The following is a 15,074-nucleotide window of genomic DNA, read 5'->3' on the forward strand; positions in this document are numbered from 1 at the left end:
GACTAGGCGTACGCCTGTATACCTCTTACGCTTCACGGGTCCCTACACGAGGAGTCGCGCATGCACGGCATCACCCCCCTGCGTCTGGCGGCAGTCGTCGCCATGGCGTTCATCGCCCAAGGCGCTCAGGCCGCCACGACGCTCACCATGACCACCGAGTACCCGGCCACCTCCATGCCGGGTCAAGGTGTGTCCACATTTGCCGAACTGGTGCGGGCCAAGTCGGCCGGCAATGTCGTCATCGACGCGAGCTTCGACGCCGCCAAGGGCATCAAGTCGGGCGACATGATCGAGGCCGTGCAGACGCGCAAGGTGGATGCGGGCGACGCCTTTGCCGGCGCGCTGGCCACGAAGTATCCGATCTTCGGCGTCTCGTCCCTGCCCTTCCTGGCCGACTCGCTGTCCAAGGCGCGCAATCTGAACAAGGCGGCGCGCCCGGCGTACGAGAAACTGCTGGCCGCGCATGGCCAGAAGCTGCTCTACACCACGCCGTGGCCCGCGTCGGGCATCTGGTCCAAGCAGAAGCTGGACAGCGTGGGGGCGCTCAAGCGGCTCTCCATCCGCACCTACGATGCGACCTCGCAGGACGTCATGCAGCGGGCCGGCGCAAAGGCGCAGAACATTTCGTTCGCGGACGCCATGCCGCGCATCGCATCGGGCGAGGTGAACGCGGTGCTGTCTTCCGGCGATGGCGGTGCGGGCCGCAAGCTGTGGGAATACCTGCCGAATTTTGCCGAGATCAACTACGCCATGCCGGTCTCGGTGGCGACGATGAACCTGAAGGCCTACGAGGCGCTGGATGCGCGCTCGCGCAAGGCCATCGACCAGGCAGCCGCGCAGACCGAGACCGAGCAGTGGAAGCGCATCGAGGGCCGCCTGCAGCAGAACTACGCGAATATGCGCAAGAACGGCGTCGCGATCAACACCGCCGTGCCCCCGGCGGTGAAGAAGGCGTTGAAGGACGCTTCCGCCGAATCGATCAATGCGTGGAAGGCGGCGGCCGGCCCGGAGGCGGCCGCCATTCTCAAGCAGGCGAGCAAGCGGTAGACGCTGCGCCTAGTTGTTGCCGGACAGGTCGAACAGGCTGGTCGCGTCCATTTCCAGCACGCTTTCGTCGTGCTGGTTCACGACCGTCCATGCCCAGTTGATGATGCCCAAATCGGGGCGCGAGGACGAGTGCCGCGCGCCCTGCACGCGCGCGTGCAGGCGCAGGGTGTCGCCGGGGCGTACCGGCGTGCGCCAGCGGACTTCGCCCAAGCCGGGCGAACCGAAGGATTCGGAATCATGCAGGGCGGCGTCGACCGCCATGCGCATGGCCATCGCGCAGGTGTGCCAGCCACTGGCAATCAGCCCGCCCCAGCGGCCTTCCGCGGCGCGCTGCGGATCGGTATGGAACCACTGGGGATCGTACTTGCGGGCGAACTCCAGGATCTCCGCTTCCGTCACGGTGACCGGCCCCGCCTTGATCACCATGCCGTCCTTGAATTCGGCGAACTTCATGTTGTGTTTTCCCCCTGCCAACGAAAACGGCGCGCCCAGGCGCGCCGTTCGTCACGCAACTGTTGTTGGAATCAGTACGTCTCGAAGTGCAGCCGGCCTTCACGGCGCAGCGCATCATGCAGGATAGACCAATCCTCGCCCGACTGCACCACTACATCGCGCAGGGCGTCCAGCACGCCGACTTCCATGCCTTTCAGCCCGCAGACATAGATGCAGGTATTGCGGTCGGCCAGCAGCCCGCGCACGTGCGCGGCCCGTTCGCGGATCAGGTCCTGCACGTAGCGCTTGGGCTGGCCGGGTTCGCGCGACAGCGCCAGGTTGATGTCGATGAAATCCCGCGGCAGCTTCATCAACGGGCCAAAGTACGGTAGCTCCCGTTCGGTGCGCGCGCCGAAGAAAAGCATGAGCTTGCCGATGTCCGCCGTGCCGATCAGGCGGCGGCTGCGCTCGGTCATCGCGCGCATCGGCGCAGAACCCGTGCCCGTGCAGATCATGATGAGATTGGCCTGCGGGTGGTTCGGCATCAGGAAGGTGTGGCCGAAGGGGCCGATCACCTGCACGGTGTCGTTCTTGGCCAGGTCGCACAGGTAGTTGGAACACACCCCATGCGCGGCCGCGCCGCCGTGGTCCTGGGTAACGCGTTTGACGGTCAGCGACAGGTTGTTGTATCCGGCCCGTTCACCGTCGCGCGGACTGGCCAGCGAATACTGGCGCGCATGATGCGGCCGGCCCTGCGCATCCACGCCCGGCGGCAGGATGCCGATGGACTGGCCCTCCAGCACCGGGAACGGCTGCTCGCCGAAGTCCAGCACGATGTGGTGAATGTCGCTTTCCGTGTCGACGCCAGTGACGCGATAGTTGCCCACCACGGTCGCGGTGATCGGCGTCTTGTGCGTGTAGAGATTCACGTAAGGGTGCGCGGCCGACCACGGCGGCACTGCGGCGCCGGGCGTGGCGGCTGTCACAGCCGCCGCCTGCGCGAGGCCCGATTCGGCCTGCGGCGCCGGCATGGGCTGACCTCCCTCGCCCCCCGCTGCCGCATCTACCGACAGCGGCTTTTCCTGCGGTAGCTCTTCCCAGCCCAACTGGTCCTGCACCGAATAGGCCTCGGCCCGCACGACCAGCCGCCAGTTGTCGATCGAGCCCGTCGGGCACGGCGGCACGCAGGCCATGCAGCCGTTGCAGATTTCGGGATCCACCACGTAGTTGTTCGAATCGTGGGTGATCGCATCGACCGGACAGGTCTCTTCGCAGGTGTTGCAGCGGATGCAGATCTCGGGATCGATCAGATGCTGCTTCAGGACTTCCACCGGTAATGGGGCGTTCATCGCCGTCCTCCCTACGCGCGGGCACGCGGCCCGCGCGGCCTTTAGTTGAAACGCACGTACTCGAAGTTCACCGGCTGGCGGTTGATGCCCATGACGGGCGGCGCGATCCAGTTGGCAAACTTGCCCGGCTCGGTGACGCGGCCCATCAGCGACGCGACGAACGCGCGGTCTTCCGGCGTGGGCAGCCACTTGTGCTGGTTGGCCTGCCATTGCGACTCGGACAGGATCTCGCCATCGGGCGACATGCGGATGCCGGCCAGGGTGCCGATCTGGCGGTTGAACGCCTTGTGCGGCACCTGCAGGCGGAACGCCAGGCCGCTCTTTTCGATCACCTTGTTCCAGCGGCCGATGCCGGCCACCGAATCGCGGATGAAGTCGTCGCGCAGCACTTCGTTCAGTGCATTGAGCATCGGCACTTCGGTCTCGGACAGCTTGCCGTTGCTGACGTTGAGCACCCGGTAGGTGTCGTTCTTCAGTTGATGGTCGTCGGTGCGCTTGCTCTCTTCGTACCGTCCCTTCAGGCCCGAACCATAGAAGATGGCGGCGTTGGACGACTGGTCCGCGCCGAACAGATCAATGGTCACGCTGTAGTGGAAGTTCAGGTAGCGCTGAATGGTGGGCAAGTCGATCACGCCCGCCGCGCGCACGGCTTGCGGGTCGTCGGTTTTCAGTTCCTTCATCACTTCGCAGGTGCGCTGGATGACGCGCGAAATGCCGGACTCGCCCACGAACATATGGTGCGCTTCCTCGGTCAGCATGAACTTGGTGGTGCGCGCCAGCGGGTCGAAGCTGGATTCGGCCAGCGCGCACAGTTGGAACTTGCCGTCGCGATCCGTGAAGTAGGTAAACATGTAGAACGCCAGCCAGTCCGGCGTCTTTTCGTTGAAGGCGCCCAGGATGCGGGGATTGTCCGAATCGCCCGAGCTGCGTTGCAGCAGCGCATCGGCTTCCTCGCGCCCGTCACGGCCGAAATAGCGGTGCAGCAGGTACACCATTGCCCACAGGTGCCGCCCTTCTTCAACGTTGATCTGGAACAGGTTGCGCAGGTCGTACTGCGATGGCGCGGTCAGGCCCAGGTGCCGCTGCTGCTCGATCGACGCCGGTTCCGTGTCGCCCTGCGTGACAATGATGCGGCGCAGGTTGGCGCGGTGCTCGCCCGGCACGTCCTGCCACACGTCGCGGCCGATGTTCTCGCCAAAATGGATCTTGCGCTGGCCGTCCTGCGGCGCCAGGAAGATGCCCCAGCGGTAGTCGGGCATGCGCACGTGATTGAAGTGCGCCCAGCCATCGGGCTCGACGCTGACCGCCGTGCGCAGGTAGACGTCAAAGCCGTGCGAACCGTCGGGGCCCATGTCCTGCCACCATTGCAGGTAGTTGGGCTGCCAGTGTTCCAGCGCGCGCTGCAACGCGCGGTCGCCGGACAGGTTGACGTTATTGGGAATCTTGTCGCTGTAGTTGATGCCGGACATGTCTCTCTCCTGATTTTTTTAAGATGGGCCGCCAGCCGCGCGGCGCTCAGACGCGGTTCCAGTCGAATGCCGCCTGCTCGCCCTTGCCGTACAGCTTGAGCGCGCCCTTGTCGCCCGCCGCATTGGGGCGGTTGAAGATCCAGTTCTGCCAGGCAGTCAGCCTGCCGAAGATGCGGGTTTCCATGGTTTCCTGCCCGCCAAAGCGCAGGTTCGCCTCCAGGCCCGTCAGTGCATCGGGCGACAGCGCGCGGCGCTCTTCCAGCGCCAGCCGCACCTCGTCGTCCCAGTCGATGCTGTCGGGCGCATAGGTGATGAGGCCCAGCGCCAGCGCGTCGGCGGCCGGCAGGCTGCGTCCGGCCTGCGCGCGCACCGCTTCCAGCGGACCGGTCTCGCCGTAGAAACGGCGCTGCAGGCGGCTTTGTCCATTCACCATCGGGTACGCGCCGAAGTTGCGCTCGCCCACCACGAGGCGCGGCGGCGCGGTGTCGATGTCTTCCTCGTCCTCGACGTCCAGCATGTAGCTGCGGTCGGCCGCCAGCGCCAGTTCCAGCAGCGTGCCGGCAAAGCAGGAGCCCGGCTCGATCAGCGCGAACAGGCTGCGGGACGTGACATCCAGCCGCGCCAGCGTGCGGCGCAGCATGCCTGCGGTCTCGCGCACGAACCAGTGGCCCGCGTGCTGTTCCAGCGCCGCATCCGCCGCCAGCACTTGCTGCGCGTCGCCCTCGGTCTTGAGGATCCAGGTGCCGATATCCAGTTCATTGGTACGCAATGTCAGGATGGCGTCGTCCAGCTCACGCGCCATCTGCAGCGGCCACCAGGCAGCCCCCGCGGCAACGATGTCCGCAAGGTCGGTTTCCACTTTCCCTTGCGGCGCGCGCACGGTCCAGGTGGCCTGACGCTTTTCGCGGTCGAGCTGCACGTCGACATAGCGATAGGACAGGCTGCTCTCCGTTTCGGTGCGTTGCAGCGGTGTCAGCGCCACGCCCTGCTCGCCTGCCGGACGGTCGCTGTCCTGCGCCAAGGCAAGCGCGCGAGTCCGGACTTCCTCCTCGAAGCGGGCGGGCTTGACGACGTCGTCCACCAGCCGCCAATCCTTGGCGCGCTGCCCCCGCACGCCCTCGACCAGCGTGCAGAAGATGTCCGCGTGGTCGTGGCGCACGCGGCGCTTGTCGGTCACGCGGGTCAGCCCGCCCGTGCCCGGCAGCACGCCCAGCAAGGGCACCTCGGGCAGCGCAACGGAAGACGAGCGGTCGTCGATCAAGAGGATCTCATCGCAGGCCAGGGCCAATTCATAGCCGCCGCCCGCGCACGCGCCGTTCAACGCCGCGATGAACTTCAGGCCGCCGTGGCGGCTGGAGTCTTCGATGCCGTTACGGGTTTCATTGGTGAACTTGCAGAAGTTGACCTTCCAGGCGTGGGTGGACAACCCCAGCATGAAAATGTTGGCGCCGGAACAGAAGATGCGGTCTTTCATGCTGGTGACGACCACGCTGCGCACTTCGGGGTGTTCGAAGCGGATGCGTTGCAGGGCGTCGTGCAGTTCGATGTCGACGCCCAGGTCGTACGAATTGAGCTTGAGCTTGTAGCCGGGGCGCAGGCCGCCGTCTTCGGCCACGTCCATGGCCAGGGTGGCGACCGCACCGTCGAAAGTCAGGCGCCAGTGCCGGTACTGAGCGGGATCGGTCCGGAAGTCGACCCGGTTGATGGGACTGCTCATCGTGTGTCTCCTCGTACGCCCTGTTCACTGACAGGAAAAATACTGCACTACATGAATTATTATGCAGATTAGTGCAGGCGTTTTGGAGCGTCAAGCAGAATATGCAGGAAAGTGCAGGTGCTTGGGTTCGGGGGGCGCTTGCTTGGGGCGGTGTCAGACACCCCGTTGAGAGGATCGTCAGCTTGTGACGGCGGTTAAGCGGGTGTCAGACACCTGGGCAATCTAGGCATGCTGCCACTTAAAAGGTGTCTGACACCCGGCAGAAGGGTTCGTCGCACTGATGAGGCGCCACGAGGGTGTCTGACACCTGGCCAATCGACACCTGGCCAGTCGCACCGCTACAGCGGCAACCCGCAGGCCTTGCGGACCTGCGTGCGCAGGCCGGCGAAGCTTTCCGCCACTTCCAGGTTGCTGGTCACCCAGGTCAGGTCGGCTTTGGCGTAGAACGCTTCGCGCCCGGCCAGGATGCGCTTCAAGTCGGACATGGCTTCGTTGTTGCCCGACATGGGGCGGAAGTCACCCTGCGCCATGACGCGTTCCATGTGCTCTTCGGGCGTGGCGCGCAGCCAGACCGTATAGCAATGGGTCAGCAGAAGGTTGAGCGTGGCGGGTTCGGACACCAGCCCGCCCGGCGTGGCCAGCACCATTTCCGGATAGATCTGCACCGCCTCTTCGAGCGCGCGCCGTTCGTAGCGGCGATAGGCGTTTGGACCATAGAGGTTATGGATTTCCAGGATGCCGCAGCCGGCCACCCGCTCGATCTCGCGGTTCAGTTCCACGAACGGATAGCCCAGGTCGTCGGCCAGCATCTGGCCCAGCGTCGACTTGCCCGCGCCGCGCAGGCCGATGAGCGCCACGCGCTGCGTGCGGTTGGGCCGCTGCGCGCCGGCCCCCACGCCAAAAAGCTGCGTCAGCGCTTCGCGCGCGCGCTGCAGATCGGATTCGGTGCGCCCGCTCAACAACTCCCGGATCAGCAGCCAGTCTGGCGACTCCGTGGTGACGTCGCCGACCAGCTCAGCCAGCGCGCAGTTGAACGCCCGGGCAATCTGCAGCAGCACCAGGATCGACGCATTGCCGACGCCGTGCTCCAGGTTGGCCAGGTGCCGTTCGGATACGCCGGTCGCCTGCGACAAGCCCTTGCGCGTCATGCCGCGGATGGCGCGCAGGCGGCGCACGCGCTCGCCCAAGGCGATCAGGAAGGGCTCGCGCCGGGGTTCGATGGGCGCCGTGTCTAGCGCTTGATTCATGGTTCGACTGACTCCGCAAAAACCCTGATTACCGCTCTTTTATGCACTATAGTGCTTGACCCACATCAACGGAAGCACTATTTTTCCATCCAACGAGTCCACAGCCGATCCGGTGCAAAAAAACAGCAGTCCAAATGCGGACTGCCTGAGCGCCGACAGTGTAAAGGAGCCGCTTGGTGAGTACGCCAGACCAATTCCACGCCCTGATGCGCGATGTGACGCGCCTGACGGCCGGCCAGCCGCTGGACGCGGCGCTGCAGGCCCGGCTCAACCAGGCGGCCGGCCCGGACAGCGCCCTGTTCCAGGACATCTTTGCCACCTGTAGGCAGGGCGTGGCCGACGGTTGGATGTGCAACCGCGAAGGCGGCGGCATCAAGTATGGACGGGTGATCAAGCCCGCCGACGACCTGGGCGGCTGCTCGGTGGACGTCGTCGACATGAATGACCTGGCTGGCCCGCACCACGCCCATCCCAACGGCGAGATCGACATGATCATGCCGCTTACCGGCGACGCGCGCTTTGACGGCCACGGCGCGGGCTGGCTGGTCTACGGACCGGGCTCGGCCCATAGCCCCACCGTCACGCACGGCCGGGCCCTCGTGCTGTATCTGCTGCCCGGCGGGGCCATCGAATTCACGCGCCCCGGCTGAAAACCGGCCCGGACGCCGCAACCGTGCCGCCAACAACAACCACAGGCACGGCGTCCACCCACCAGGACACCAGGAGACAACCGTGAATACCTGCCCCGCCGAATTGAATTTCGCCAGCTATCTTGCCGCGCTGAACGCCCCGCGCGCCGCCAAGCCGGCCTACATCGACGACACGCGCCAGCTCACCTATGGCGAGCTGGCCGAGCGGGTGGCCCGCATGGCCGGCGCGCTGCGCAACCTGGGACTGCGCCGCGAGGAACGCATCCTGGTGCTGATGCAGGACACGGCCGACTGGCCGGTGGCGTTTCTAGGGGCCCTGCACGCCGGCGTGGTGCCGGTTGCCGTCAATACCCTGCTCACCGCGGACGATTACGCCTACATCATTGCGCACAGCCGCGTGCGCGCCGTGTTCGTGTCCGGCGCCCTGCTGCCGGTGCTGCAGGCGGCGCTGGCTCAGGCTCCGGCGGATGTCGAACACCTGGTGGTGTCGCAGCCCGGCGCGGCCTTGCCCGATGGCGCCCACGCGTTCGACACGCTGCTGGCCGCCGCCCCGCTGGCTCCCGCCGCACGCACGCTGTCGGACGAAATCGCATTCTGGCTGTATTCATCCGGCTCGACGGGCAAGCCCAAGGGCGTGGTGCACACCCACGGCAACCTCTGGCACACGGCGGAACTCTACGCCAAGCCCGTGCTCGGCATCCGCGAAAGCGACGTGGTGTTCTCGGCCGCGAAGCTGTTCTTCGCGTACGGCCTGGGCAACGGCCTGACCTTTCCGCTGTCGGTGGGCGCCACGGTCGTGCTGATGGCCGAGCGCCCCACGCCGCAGGCCGTGTTCCAGCGCCTGGTGCGGCATCGCCCCACCGTGTTCTACGGCGTGCCGACGCTGTATGCCAGCATGCTGGCTTCGCCCGACCTGCCGCCCCGCGAGCAGGTGGCGATGCGCGTCTGCACATCCGCCGGCGAAGCCTTGCCGCGCGATATCGGCGAGCGTTTCACGCGGCATTTCGGCTGTGAAATCCTGGACGGCATCGGCTCGACCGAGATGCTGCACATCTTCATTTCCAACCGCTCGGGGCAATTGCGCTACGGCACGACGGGCAAGCCCGTGCCGGGATATGAAGTGCAACTGCGCGACGACAACGGCGCGCCCGTCGCGCCCGGGGCCATCGGCGATCTGTACATCAAGGGGCCCAGCGCCGCGCTGATGTACTGGAACAACCGCGACAAGACGCGCCAGTGCTTTCTGGGCGACTGGCTCAAGAGCGGCGACAAATACGTTTGCGATCCCGACGGCTACTACACCTATGCCGGACGCAGCGACGACATGATCAAGGTCAGCGGCCAGTATGTGTCGCCGGTCGAGGTCGAGAACATCCTGATCCAGCACGAGGCGGTGCTGGAGGCGGCCGTGATCGGGGTGCCGGACCACGACGGGCTGGTCAAGACCAAGGCCTATGTGGTGCTGCGCGACGGCTTCGAACCGGACGCGCAGACGGGCGCCGCCTTGCAGCATTACGTGAAGCAACACCTGGCGCCGTTCAAGTATCCGCGCCAGATCGATTTCCTGGAGGAACTGCCCAAGACCGCCACCGGCAAGATCCAGCGCTTTCGCCTGCGCGCGCTGGAAGAGGCATCGCTATGACGGCAGCCGCCGACTCGGATACGGTCTTTGCCGGCGTCCACGCGCGCGGCCGCGACCTGCTGCTGGAATGCCGATGGATCGCGCCGCAGCGCACCGATGCCCCGCTCATCGTCTTCCTGCATGAAGGGTTGGGATCGGTATCGATGTGGAAGGACTGGCCCGTGCAGGTGTGCGAGGCCGCCGGCTGCCGCGGGCTGGTGTATTCGCGCTACGGGTACGGCCGGTCCACCGCGCGCCCGCAGGACGATGCGTGGCCCGTGGACTTCATGCACCGCGAGGCGCACGACGTCCTGCCGGCCTTGCTTGAGGTGCTGGGCGTGAACGCGCGCCGAAACAAGCCGGTGCTGTTTGGCCACAGCGACGGCGGCTCGATCGCCCTACTTTACGCCGCCCGGTATCCGGACGCGGTCGCCGGTGTAATCGCGGCAGCCCCGCACATCCTCGTCGAAGACGTGTCCCTCACCAGCATCGCGGCCGCGCGCCGCGCCTATCTGGAATCGGATCTGCGCGCGCGGCTGGGCCGCCATCACCAGGATGTTGATTCCGCGTTCTGGGGCTGGAACGACATCTGGCTGAACCCGGAATTTCGCGCCTGGAACATCGAGGACGATCTGAGCCGCATCGCCTGTCCCGTGCTGGCCATTCAGGGCACCGGCGACGAATACGGCACGCTGGAACAGGTGCGCGGCATCCGCCGGCGCGCGCCGCAAACCGAACTGCTGGAGATTCCGGATTGCGGGCATTCGCCGCACCGGGATCAGCCCGCCACCGTTATCCAGGCCGTCGCACGCTTTGTCGGCGCGCTGGAAAAACCCGGTTGACACAGGCCGCGCATCAAGGCCCCGCGTCCGCCCATAACAAGCACGGAGACAAACCATGAACCACGTCCTGACCCGGGCCGCGCTGGCCGCCGCCCTGACGATCGCCGCAAGCGGCGCGCATGCCGACGACAAGCTCAAGGTCGGCTTCATGCTGCCCTACAGCGGCACGTTTGCCGCGCTGGGCAACGCCATCGAGAACGGCTTCAAGCTTTACGTTGCCGAGCAAGGCGGCAAGCTCGGCGGACGCGAGATCGAATACTTCAAGGTGGATGACGAATCCAATCCGGCCAAGGCCGCCGAAAACGCCAACCGCCTCATCAAGCGCGATCAGGTCGATGTGCTGGTCGGCACCGTGCATTCGGGCGTGGCGATGGCGCTGGCCAAGGCGGCCAAGGACGCCGACACCACGCTGATCGTCACCAACGCGGGCGCCAACGCGATCACCGGTCCGCTGTGCGGCCCGGGCATCTTCCGCACCTCGTTCACCAACTGGCAGCCGGCCTACGCCATGGGACCGGTGGCGTACGCCAAGGGCCACAAGACCGCCGTGACCATCACCTGGAAGTACGCGGCGGGCGACGAGGCCATCGGCGGCTTCAGGGAAGGTTTCGAGAAGGCCGGCGGCAAGGTTGTGCGCGAACTGAGCCTGCCGTTTCCCAACGTGGAATTCCAGTCGCTCCTGACCGAGATTGCCGCGCTCAAGCCCGACATGGTGTTCACCTTCTTTGCCGGCGGCGGCGCCGTGAAGTTCGTGCAGGACTATCACGCGGCAGGCCTGGACAAGACGATTCCGCTGTACGGCTCGGGCTTTTTGACCGACGGCACGCTGCAAGCGCAAGGCGCATCGGCGCAGGGGCTGCTGACCACGCTGCACTACGCCGACGGCCTGAACACGCCGCGCGACAACGCCTTCCGCGCCGATTATTCCAAGGCGTACAAGATGCAGCCGGACGTCTACGCGGTGCAGGGCTATGACGCCGCGCAGCTCATGCAGTCGGGCCTTGCCGCCGTGAAAGGCGACTTCACGAAGAAGAACGACTTCCGCAGCGCCATGCGCACGGCCACCGTGGACAGCCCGCGCGGCACATTCACGTTGTCCAAGGCCGGCAATCCCGTTCAGGACATCTACCTGCGCCGCGTCGACGGCCTGGAAAACAAGGTCGTCGAGGTCGCGGTGCAGAAGCTGGCCGACCCCGCCCGCGGCTGCAAGCTGTAGCCCGCCGAACGCGTCCGCCACGGGAGGCCCCATGGACATCAGCATCCTGCTCATCCAGAGCCTGAACGCATTCCAGTACGGCTTGCTGCTGTTCCTGGTGGCCAGCGGCCTGACGCTGATCTTCGGGATCATGGGCATCATCAACCTGGCGCACGGCAGCTTCTACATGATCGGCGCGTACATGGCGTTTGCGCTGGGCCCGCTGGTCGACCGCTGGCTGGGCGGCGGGTTTCTCACCACGTTGGCCGTCTGCGTGCTGGCGGCCGGCGTGATGGGATACCTGCTGGAAGCCGCGTTTTTCAGCTACCTGTACAAGCGCAATCACCTGCAGCAGGTGCTGATGACGTACGGCCTGATCCTGGTGTTCGAGGAACTGCGCAGCATTCTGGTGGGCAACGACGTGCATGGCGTGCCTCTGCCCGAATGGCTGCGCGGCAGCATTGCGCTGGGCGACGTGATGACCTATCCCGTCTACCGCCTTTTCATTTCCGCCGTGGGCATCGTCGTCGCGCTGCTGCTGTACTGGATGATCTCGCGCACGCGGCTGGGCATGATGCTGCGCGCCGGCGCCAGCAACCGCGAGATGATCAGCTCGCTGGGCATCGACATCAACAAGCTCTACCGCGTCGTGTTCGCCGCAGGCGTGGCGCTGGCGGCGCTGGCCGGCAGCATCGCCGCGCCCGTGTCATCGGTGTATCCCGGCATGGGCAACGGCGTGCTCATCATCTGTTTCGTGGTGGTGGTGATCGGCGGCATCGGGTCGATTCGCGGCGCCTTCCTGGCCGCGATGCTGGTGGGCTTTGCGGAAACCTTCGGCCAGGTGCTGTTCCCTTCCGCGGCGGGCGTGCTGGTCTATCTGCTGATGGCCCTCATTCTTCTCTGCAAGCCCGAAGGGCTGTTCAAACAGGGCTAGGTCCTGTCGACCTCAAAAGGACCCATGCATGCGCGCGCCTCTGCTTAACCGACTTCTGCCCATCGCCACGCTGCTGGCGCTGGCGGCCTTTTCCTTCAGCGGCAGCGATTACTACACCGGCCTGGCGGTGAAGATCATGATCTACGCGATCTTCGCGCTCAGCCTGCAACTGCTGGTGGGCGGCGCGGGGCTGGTGAGCCTGGGACACGCGGCGTTCTTCGGCATCGGCGCTTACGTGGCGGCGCTGTTGTCGCCCGAATCGGAAGCGGCCGGCCTGTGGTGGCTGCTGCCGCCCGCCCTTCTGGCGGCCGCCGCGTATGCCCTGGTGACCGGGGCGCTGGCGCTGCGCACGCGCGGCGTGTACTTCATCATGGTCACGCTGGCGTTTTCGCAGATGGCGTACTACGTGTTGCACGACACCAAGATCGGCGGCGGCAGCGACGGCATCTATCTGTATTTCCGGCCGGAACTCTCGCTGGGCGGCTGGATGCCGTTCGATCTGGGCAACGCCGGCACGTTCTATTTCTTTGTCCTGGCCTGCCTGGCGCTGACGTGGGGCTTTCTGGCGTTGCTGCGCCGCTCGCCATTCGGCGCGGCGCTTGCCGGCATCCGCATCAACGAACAGCGCATGCGCGCGGCAGGCTATTCGACTTATCCCTACAAGCTGGCCGCCTATGTCGTCGGCGCCACGCTGGCCGGCCTGGCGGGCTTTCTGTTCGCACTGAAAGATGGCTTCGTCACGCCGGAGCTGTTGGCCTGGGAACAGTCCGGGCTGGTGCTGCTGATGGTCATCCTGGGCGGCATGGGCAGCCTGGGCGGCGCCGTGCTGGGCACGGTGACGATGGTGCTGCTGCAAGAGCTGTTCCAGTCGCAGGACCTGTTTGGCGACTACGCGCGCCATTGGCACCTGCCGCTGGGCCTGGCGATCATCGCGCTGGTGGCGCTGTTGCCGAACGGGCTGGCAGGTCTGCCGGCCCAATGGCGCGAACGCCGCCAGGCGCGCGCCGCGGACGTTCGCAAAGACGCGGCGCCCCCGGCCCGCGCGGAAAGCAAACCGGCGGCCGCGCGCCTGCCCATCCAGGGAGAACGCCATGTCTGATGTCCTGCTCTCTGCTGCCGCGGTCACGCGCCGCTTTGGCGGTCTTACCGCGGTCAACGGTGTATCGCTCGATCTGCTGCGCGGCCAGGTGCATGCCGTGATCGGCACCAACGGCGCGGGCAAGTCCACGCTCATCAACATCCTGTCGGGTGAACTGGCGGCCAGCAGTGGAAAGGTCACGCTGGGCAGTCGCGACATCACCGCCTGGCCTCAGCCCGAACGGGCGCGCGCCGGGCTCGGCCGCAGCTACCAGCGATCCACGATCTTTCCGGAACTGACTGTGTTTGAAAACTGCCGGCTGGCCGCGCAGGCCAGCCGGCAGCGCTTCTGGCACTGGTGGCGCGATGCCGCCAGTTGCCGGCGCAGCGCCGAGCTGGCGGGCGCGGCGCTGGACCGCACGGGCCTGGCCGGCGACGCGCGGCAACCGGCCGGCCTGCTGCCGCACGGCCGCAAGCGCCAGCTCGAAATTGCGATGTGCCTGGCGGGCGAACCGCAGGTGCTGCTGCTGGATGAACCGCTGGCGGGCATGGGCCCCGAGGAAACCGACCGCATCTTGGATCTGCTGCAGACCCTGAAGGCGGGCCACGCGATCCTGCTGGTCGAGCACGACATGGACGCCGTGTTCCGCATTGCCGAAACCATCACCGTCATGGTCAACGGCAGCGCCATCGCCAGCGGCGCCCCCGCACAGATCCGCGCCAATCCGGAAGTGCGCACCGCCTATCTGGGCGAAGACGGACAAGGAGCGCATTGATGCACGCGCTGATCGAAGCAGGCGGACTGCACGTGTACTACGGCGCCAGCCATGTCCTGCGGGGCGTGGACATGCACATCGCGCCGGGCGAATCGGTGGGACTGGTGGGCCGCAATGGCATGGGCAAGACCACGCTCATCCGCAGCCTGATGGGCCACGTGAAAAGCGCGCAGGGCAACGTGCGCGTGCGCGGCAGCGACTGCACCCACGCGCAGCCCCATGCGATCGCCCGGATGGGGGTGGCCTATGTGCCCGAGGGCCGCGGCATCTTTCCCAACCTGAACGTGCGAGAGAACCTGCAGGTGGCGGCGCGCCCGGGCAAGCGCGCGGGCCAGGACTGGACCTATGCGCGTGTGCTGGACACGTTTCCCCGGCTGCACGAACGCCTCGCCCACGGCGGCCAGCAGTTGTCGGGCGGCGAGCAGCAGATGCTGGCCATCGGCCGTGCGCTGATGACCAACCCCGACCTCCTGATCCTGGACGAGGCCACCGAGGGCCTGGCGCCGCTGATCGTGGCGGAGATCTGGCGCATCATCCGCGAGATCCGCGCCACCGGCATGTCCACGCTGATCGTGGACCGCAACTACCGCGCGGTGCTGGAACACACCGACCGGTGCCTCGTGATGGAAAAGGGATTGATCGTGCAGGATGGCGACAGCGCGTCGCTGGCCCGGCAGCCCGAGCAGTTGACGCGCTATCTGGGGGTGTAGCGGCGCGG

General features: G+C 66.3%; 14 protein-coding genes. 9 read left to right on the plus strand and 5 right to left on the minus strand.

Going from position 1 to position 15,074, the window contains the following annotated elements; genetic code table 11:
• Positions 1–60: 60 nt before the first annotated feature.
• Positions 61–1,047, plus strand: a complete 987-nt coding sequence (locus V6V88_RS20690) for a TRAP transporter substrate-binding protein (protein WP_062841716.1) — start codon at positions 61–63, stop codon at positions 1,045–1,047.
• Between the two features lie 9 nt (positions 1,048–1,056).
• Here V6V88_RS20690 and V6V88_RS20695 read toward each other — a convergent pair whose 3' ends face one another.
• The 5 genes from V6V88_RS20695 to V6V88_RS20715 all read right to left on the minus strand — a co-directional run bounded on the left by V6V88_RS20695 (position 1,057) and on the right by V6V88_RS20715 (position 7,261).
• Positions 1,057–1,500 carry a MaoC family dehydratase gene (locus V6V88_RS20695; protein ID WP_056326762.1) on the minus strand — a complete coding sequence of 148 codons (444 nt, stop codon included), beginning with the start codon at positions 1,498–1,500 and terminating at the stop codon, positions 1,057–1,059.
• A 71-nt stretch (positions 1,501–1,571) separates the two neighbouring features.
• A complete protein-coding gene (gene boxA / locus V6V88_RS20700; protein WP_223572376.1) occupies positions 1,572–2,828 on the minus strand; it encodes a benzoyl-CoA 2,3-epoxidase subunit BoxA in 1,257 nt (418 codons plus the stop codon).
• 41 nt (positions 2,829–2,869) lie between these two features.
• Positions 2,870–4,297: a benzoyl-CoA 2,3-epoxidase subunit BoxB gene (gene boxB, locus V6V88_RS20705; protein WP_223572380.1), complete on the minus strand. Its 1,428-nt coding sequence runs from the start codon at positions 4,295–4,297 to the stop codon at positions 2,870–2,872.
• Between the two features lie 46 nt (positions 4,298–4,343).
• Positions 4,344–6,014, minus strand: a complete 1,671-nt coding sequence (gene boxC, locus V6V88_RS20710; RefSeq protein WP_280001943.1) for a 2,3-epoxybenzoyl-CoA dihydrolase — start codon at positions 6,012–6,014, stop codon at positions 4,344–4,346.
• Between the two features lie 338 nt (positions 6,015–6,352).
• Positions 6,353–7,261, minus strand: coding sequence for a helix-turn-helix transcriptional regulator (locus V6V88_RS20715; RefSeq protein ID WP_062841711.1), 909 nt, complete (start codon positions 7,259–7,261; stop codon positions 6,353–6,355).
• A gap of 176 nt (positions 7,262–7,437) precedes the next feature.
• On the opposite strand from V6V88_RS20715, the gene V6V88_RS20720 reads away from it, so the two are divergent.
• From V6V88_RS20720 to V6V88_RS20755, 8 genes are all read left to right on the plus strand, one after another.
• On the plus strand, positions 7,438–7,911 hold the full coding sequence (locus V6V88_RS20720) for a DUF4863 family protein (RefSeq protein ID WP_062841710.1): 474 nt from the start codon (positions 7,438–7,440) through the stop codon (positions 7,909–7,911).
• A gap of 82 nt (positions 7,912–7,993) precedes the next feature.
• On the plus strand, positions 7,994–9,553 hold the full coding sequence (locus V6V88_RS20725) for a benzoate-CoA ligase family protein (protein ID WP_223572384.1): 1,560 nt from the start codon (positions 7,994–7,996) through the stop codon (positions 9,551–9,553).
• Positions 9,550–10,374, plus strand: a complete 825-nt coding sequence (locus V6V88_RS20730) for an alpha/beta hydrolase (protein WP_338616152.1) — start codon at positions 9,550–9,552, stop codon at positions 10,372–10,374. Before V6V88_RS20725 ends, V6V88_RS20730 begins: the two co-directional genes overlap by 4 nt.
• Before the next feature lie 55 nt (positions 10,375–10,429).
• Positions 10,430–11,590: an ABC transporter substrate-binding protein gene (locus tag V6V88_RS20735; RefSeq protein WP_338616153.1), complete on the plus strand. Its 1,161-nt coding sequence runs from the start codon at positions 10,430–10,432 to the stop codon at positions 11,588–11,590.
• Positions 11,591–11,621: 31 nt separating this feature from the next.
• The gene (locus V6V88_RS20740; RefSeq protein ID WP_056326745.1) at positions 11,622–12,503 is read left to right on the plus strand and encodes a branched-chain amino acid ABC transporter permease; all 882 of its coding nucleotides are present in this window, start codon (positions 11,622–11,624) and stop codon (positions 12,501–12,503) included.
• Between the two features lie 28 nt (positions 12,504–12,531).
• Positions 12,532–13,602, plus strand: a complete 1,071-nt coding sequence (locus V6V88_RS20745) for a branched-chain amino acid ABC transporter permease (protein ID WP_338616154.1) — start codon at positions 12,532–12,534, stop codon at positions 13,600–13,602.
• A complete protein-coding gene (locus V6V88_RS20750; RefSeq protein ID WP_062841705.1) occupies positions 13,595–14,356 on the plus strand; it encodes an ABC transporter ATP-binding protein in 762 nt (253 codons plus the stop codon). The genes V6V88_RS20745 and V6V88_RS20750 overlap by 8 nt, the downstream gene beginning before the upstream one ends.
• Positions 14,356–15,066, plus strand: a complete 711-nt coding sequence (locus V6V88_RS20755) for an ABC transporter ATP-binding protein (protein WP_062841704.1) — start codon at positions 14,356–14,358, stop codon at positions 15,064–15,066. The genes V6V88_RS20750 and V6V88_RS20755 overlap by 1 nt, the downstream gene beginning before the upstream one ends.
• Positions 15,067–15,074 lie beyond the last annotated feature (8 nt).

Origin of the sequence: Achromobacter sp. E1, from assembly GCF_037039475.1 — a bacterium.
GTDB classification, from domain to species: domain Bacteria; phylum Pseudomonadota; class Gammaproteobacteria; order Burkholderiales; family Burkholderiaceae_B; genus Achromobacter; species Achromobacter mucicolens.

Excerpts from the sequence above, each read along its gene's own strand:
- V6V88_RS20745 (WP_338616154.1), top strand. The coding sequence starts at position 12,532 with ATGCGCGCGCCTCTGCTTAACCGACTTCTGCCCATCGCCACGCTGCTG.
- V6V88_RS20730 (WP_338616152.1), top strand. The coding sequence starts at position 9,550 with ATGACGGCAGCCGCCGACTCGGATACGGTCTTTGCCGGCGTCCACGCG.
- boxA (WP_223572376.1), bottom strand. The coding sequence starts at position 2,828 with ATGAACGCCCCATTACCGGTGGAAGTCCTGAAGCAGCATCTGATCGAT.
- V6V88_RS20750 (WP_062841705.1), top strand. The coding sequence starts at position 13,595 with ATGTCTGATGTCCTGCTCTCTGCTGCCGCGGTCACGCGCCGCTTTGGC.
- V6V88_RS20715 (WP_062841711.1), bottom strand. The coding sequence starts at position 7,261 with ATGAATCAAGCGCTAGACACGGCGCCCATCGAACCCCGGCGCGAGCCC.
- V6V88_RS20695 (WP_056326762.1), bottom strand. The coding sequence starts at position 1,500 with ATGAAGTTCGCCGAATTCAAGGACGGCATGGTGATCAAGGCGGGGCCG.
- boxC (WP_280001943.1), bottom strand. The coding sequence starts at position 6,014 with ATGAGCAGTCCCATCAACCGGGTCGACTTCCGGACCGATCCCGCTCAG.
- V6V88_RS20740 (WP_056326745.1), top strand. The coding sequence starts at position 11,622 with ATGGACATCAGCATCCTGCTCATCCAGAGCCTGAACGCATTCCAGTAC.
- boxB (WP_223572380.1), bottom strand. The coding sequence starts at position 4,297 with ATGTCCGGCATCAACTACAGCGACAAGATTCCCAATAACGTCAACCTG.
- V6V88_RS20755 (WP_062841704.1), top strand. The coding sequence starts at position 14,356 with ATGCACGCGCTGATCGAAGCAGGCGGACTGCACGTGTACTACGGCGCC.
- V6V88_RS20735 (WP_338616153.1), top strand. The coding sequence starts at position 10,430 with ATGAACCACGTCCTGACCCGGGCCGCGCTGGCCGCCGCCCTGACGATC.
- V6V88_RS20690 (WP_062841716.1), top strand. The coding sequence starts at position 61 with ATGCACGGCATCACCCCCCTGCGTCTGGCGGCAGTCGTCGCCATGGCG.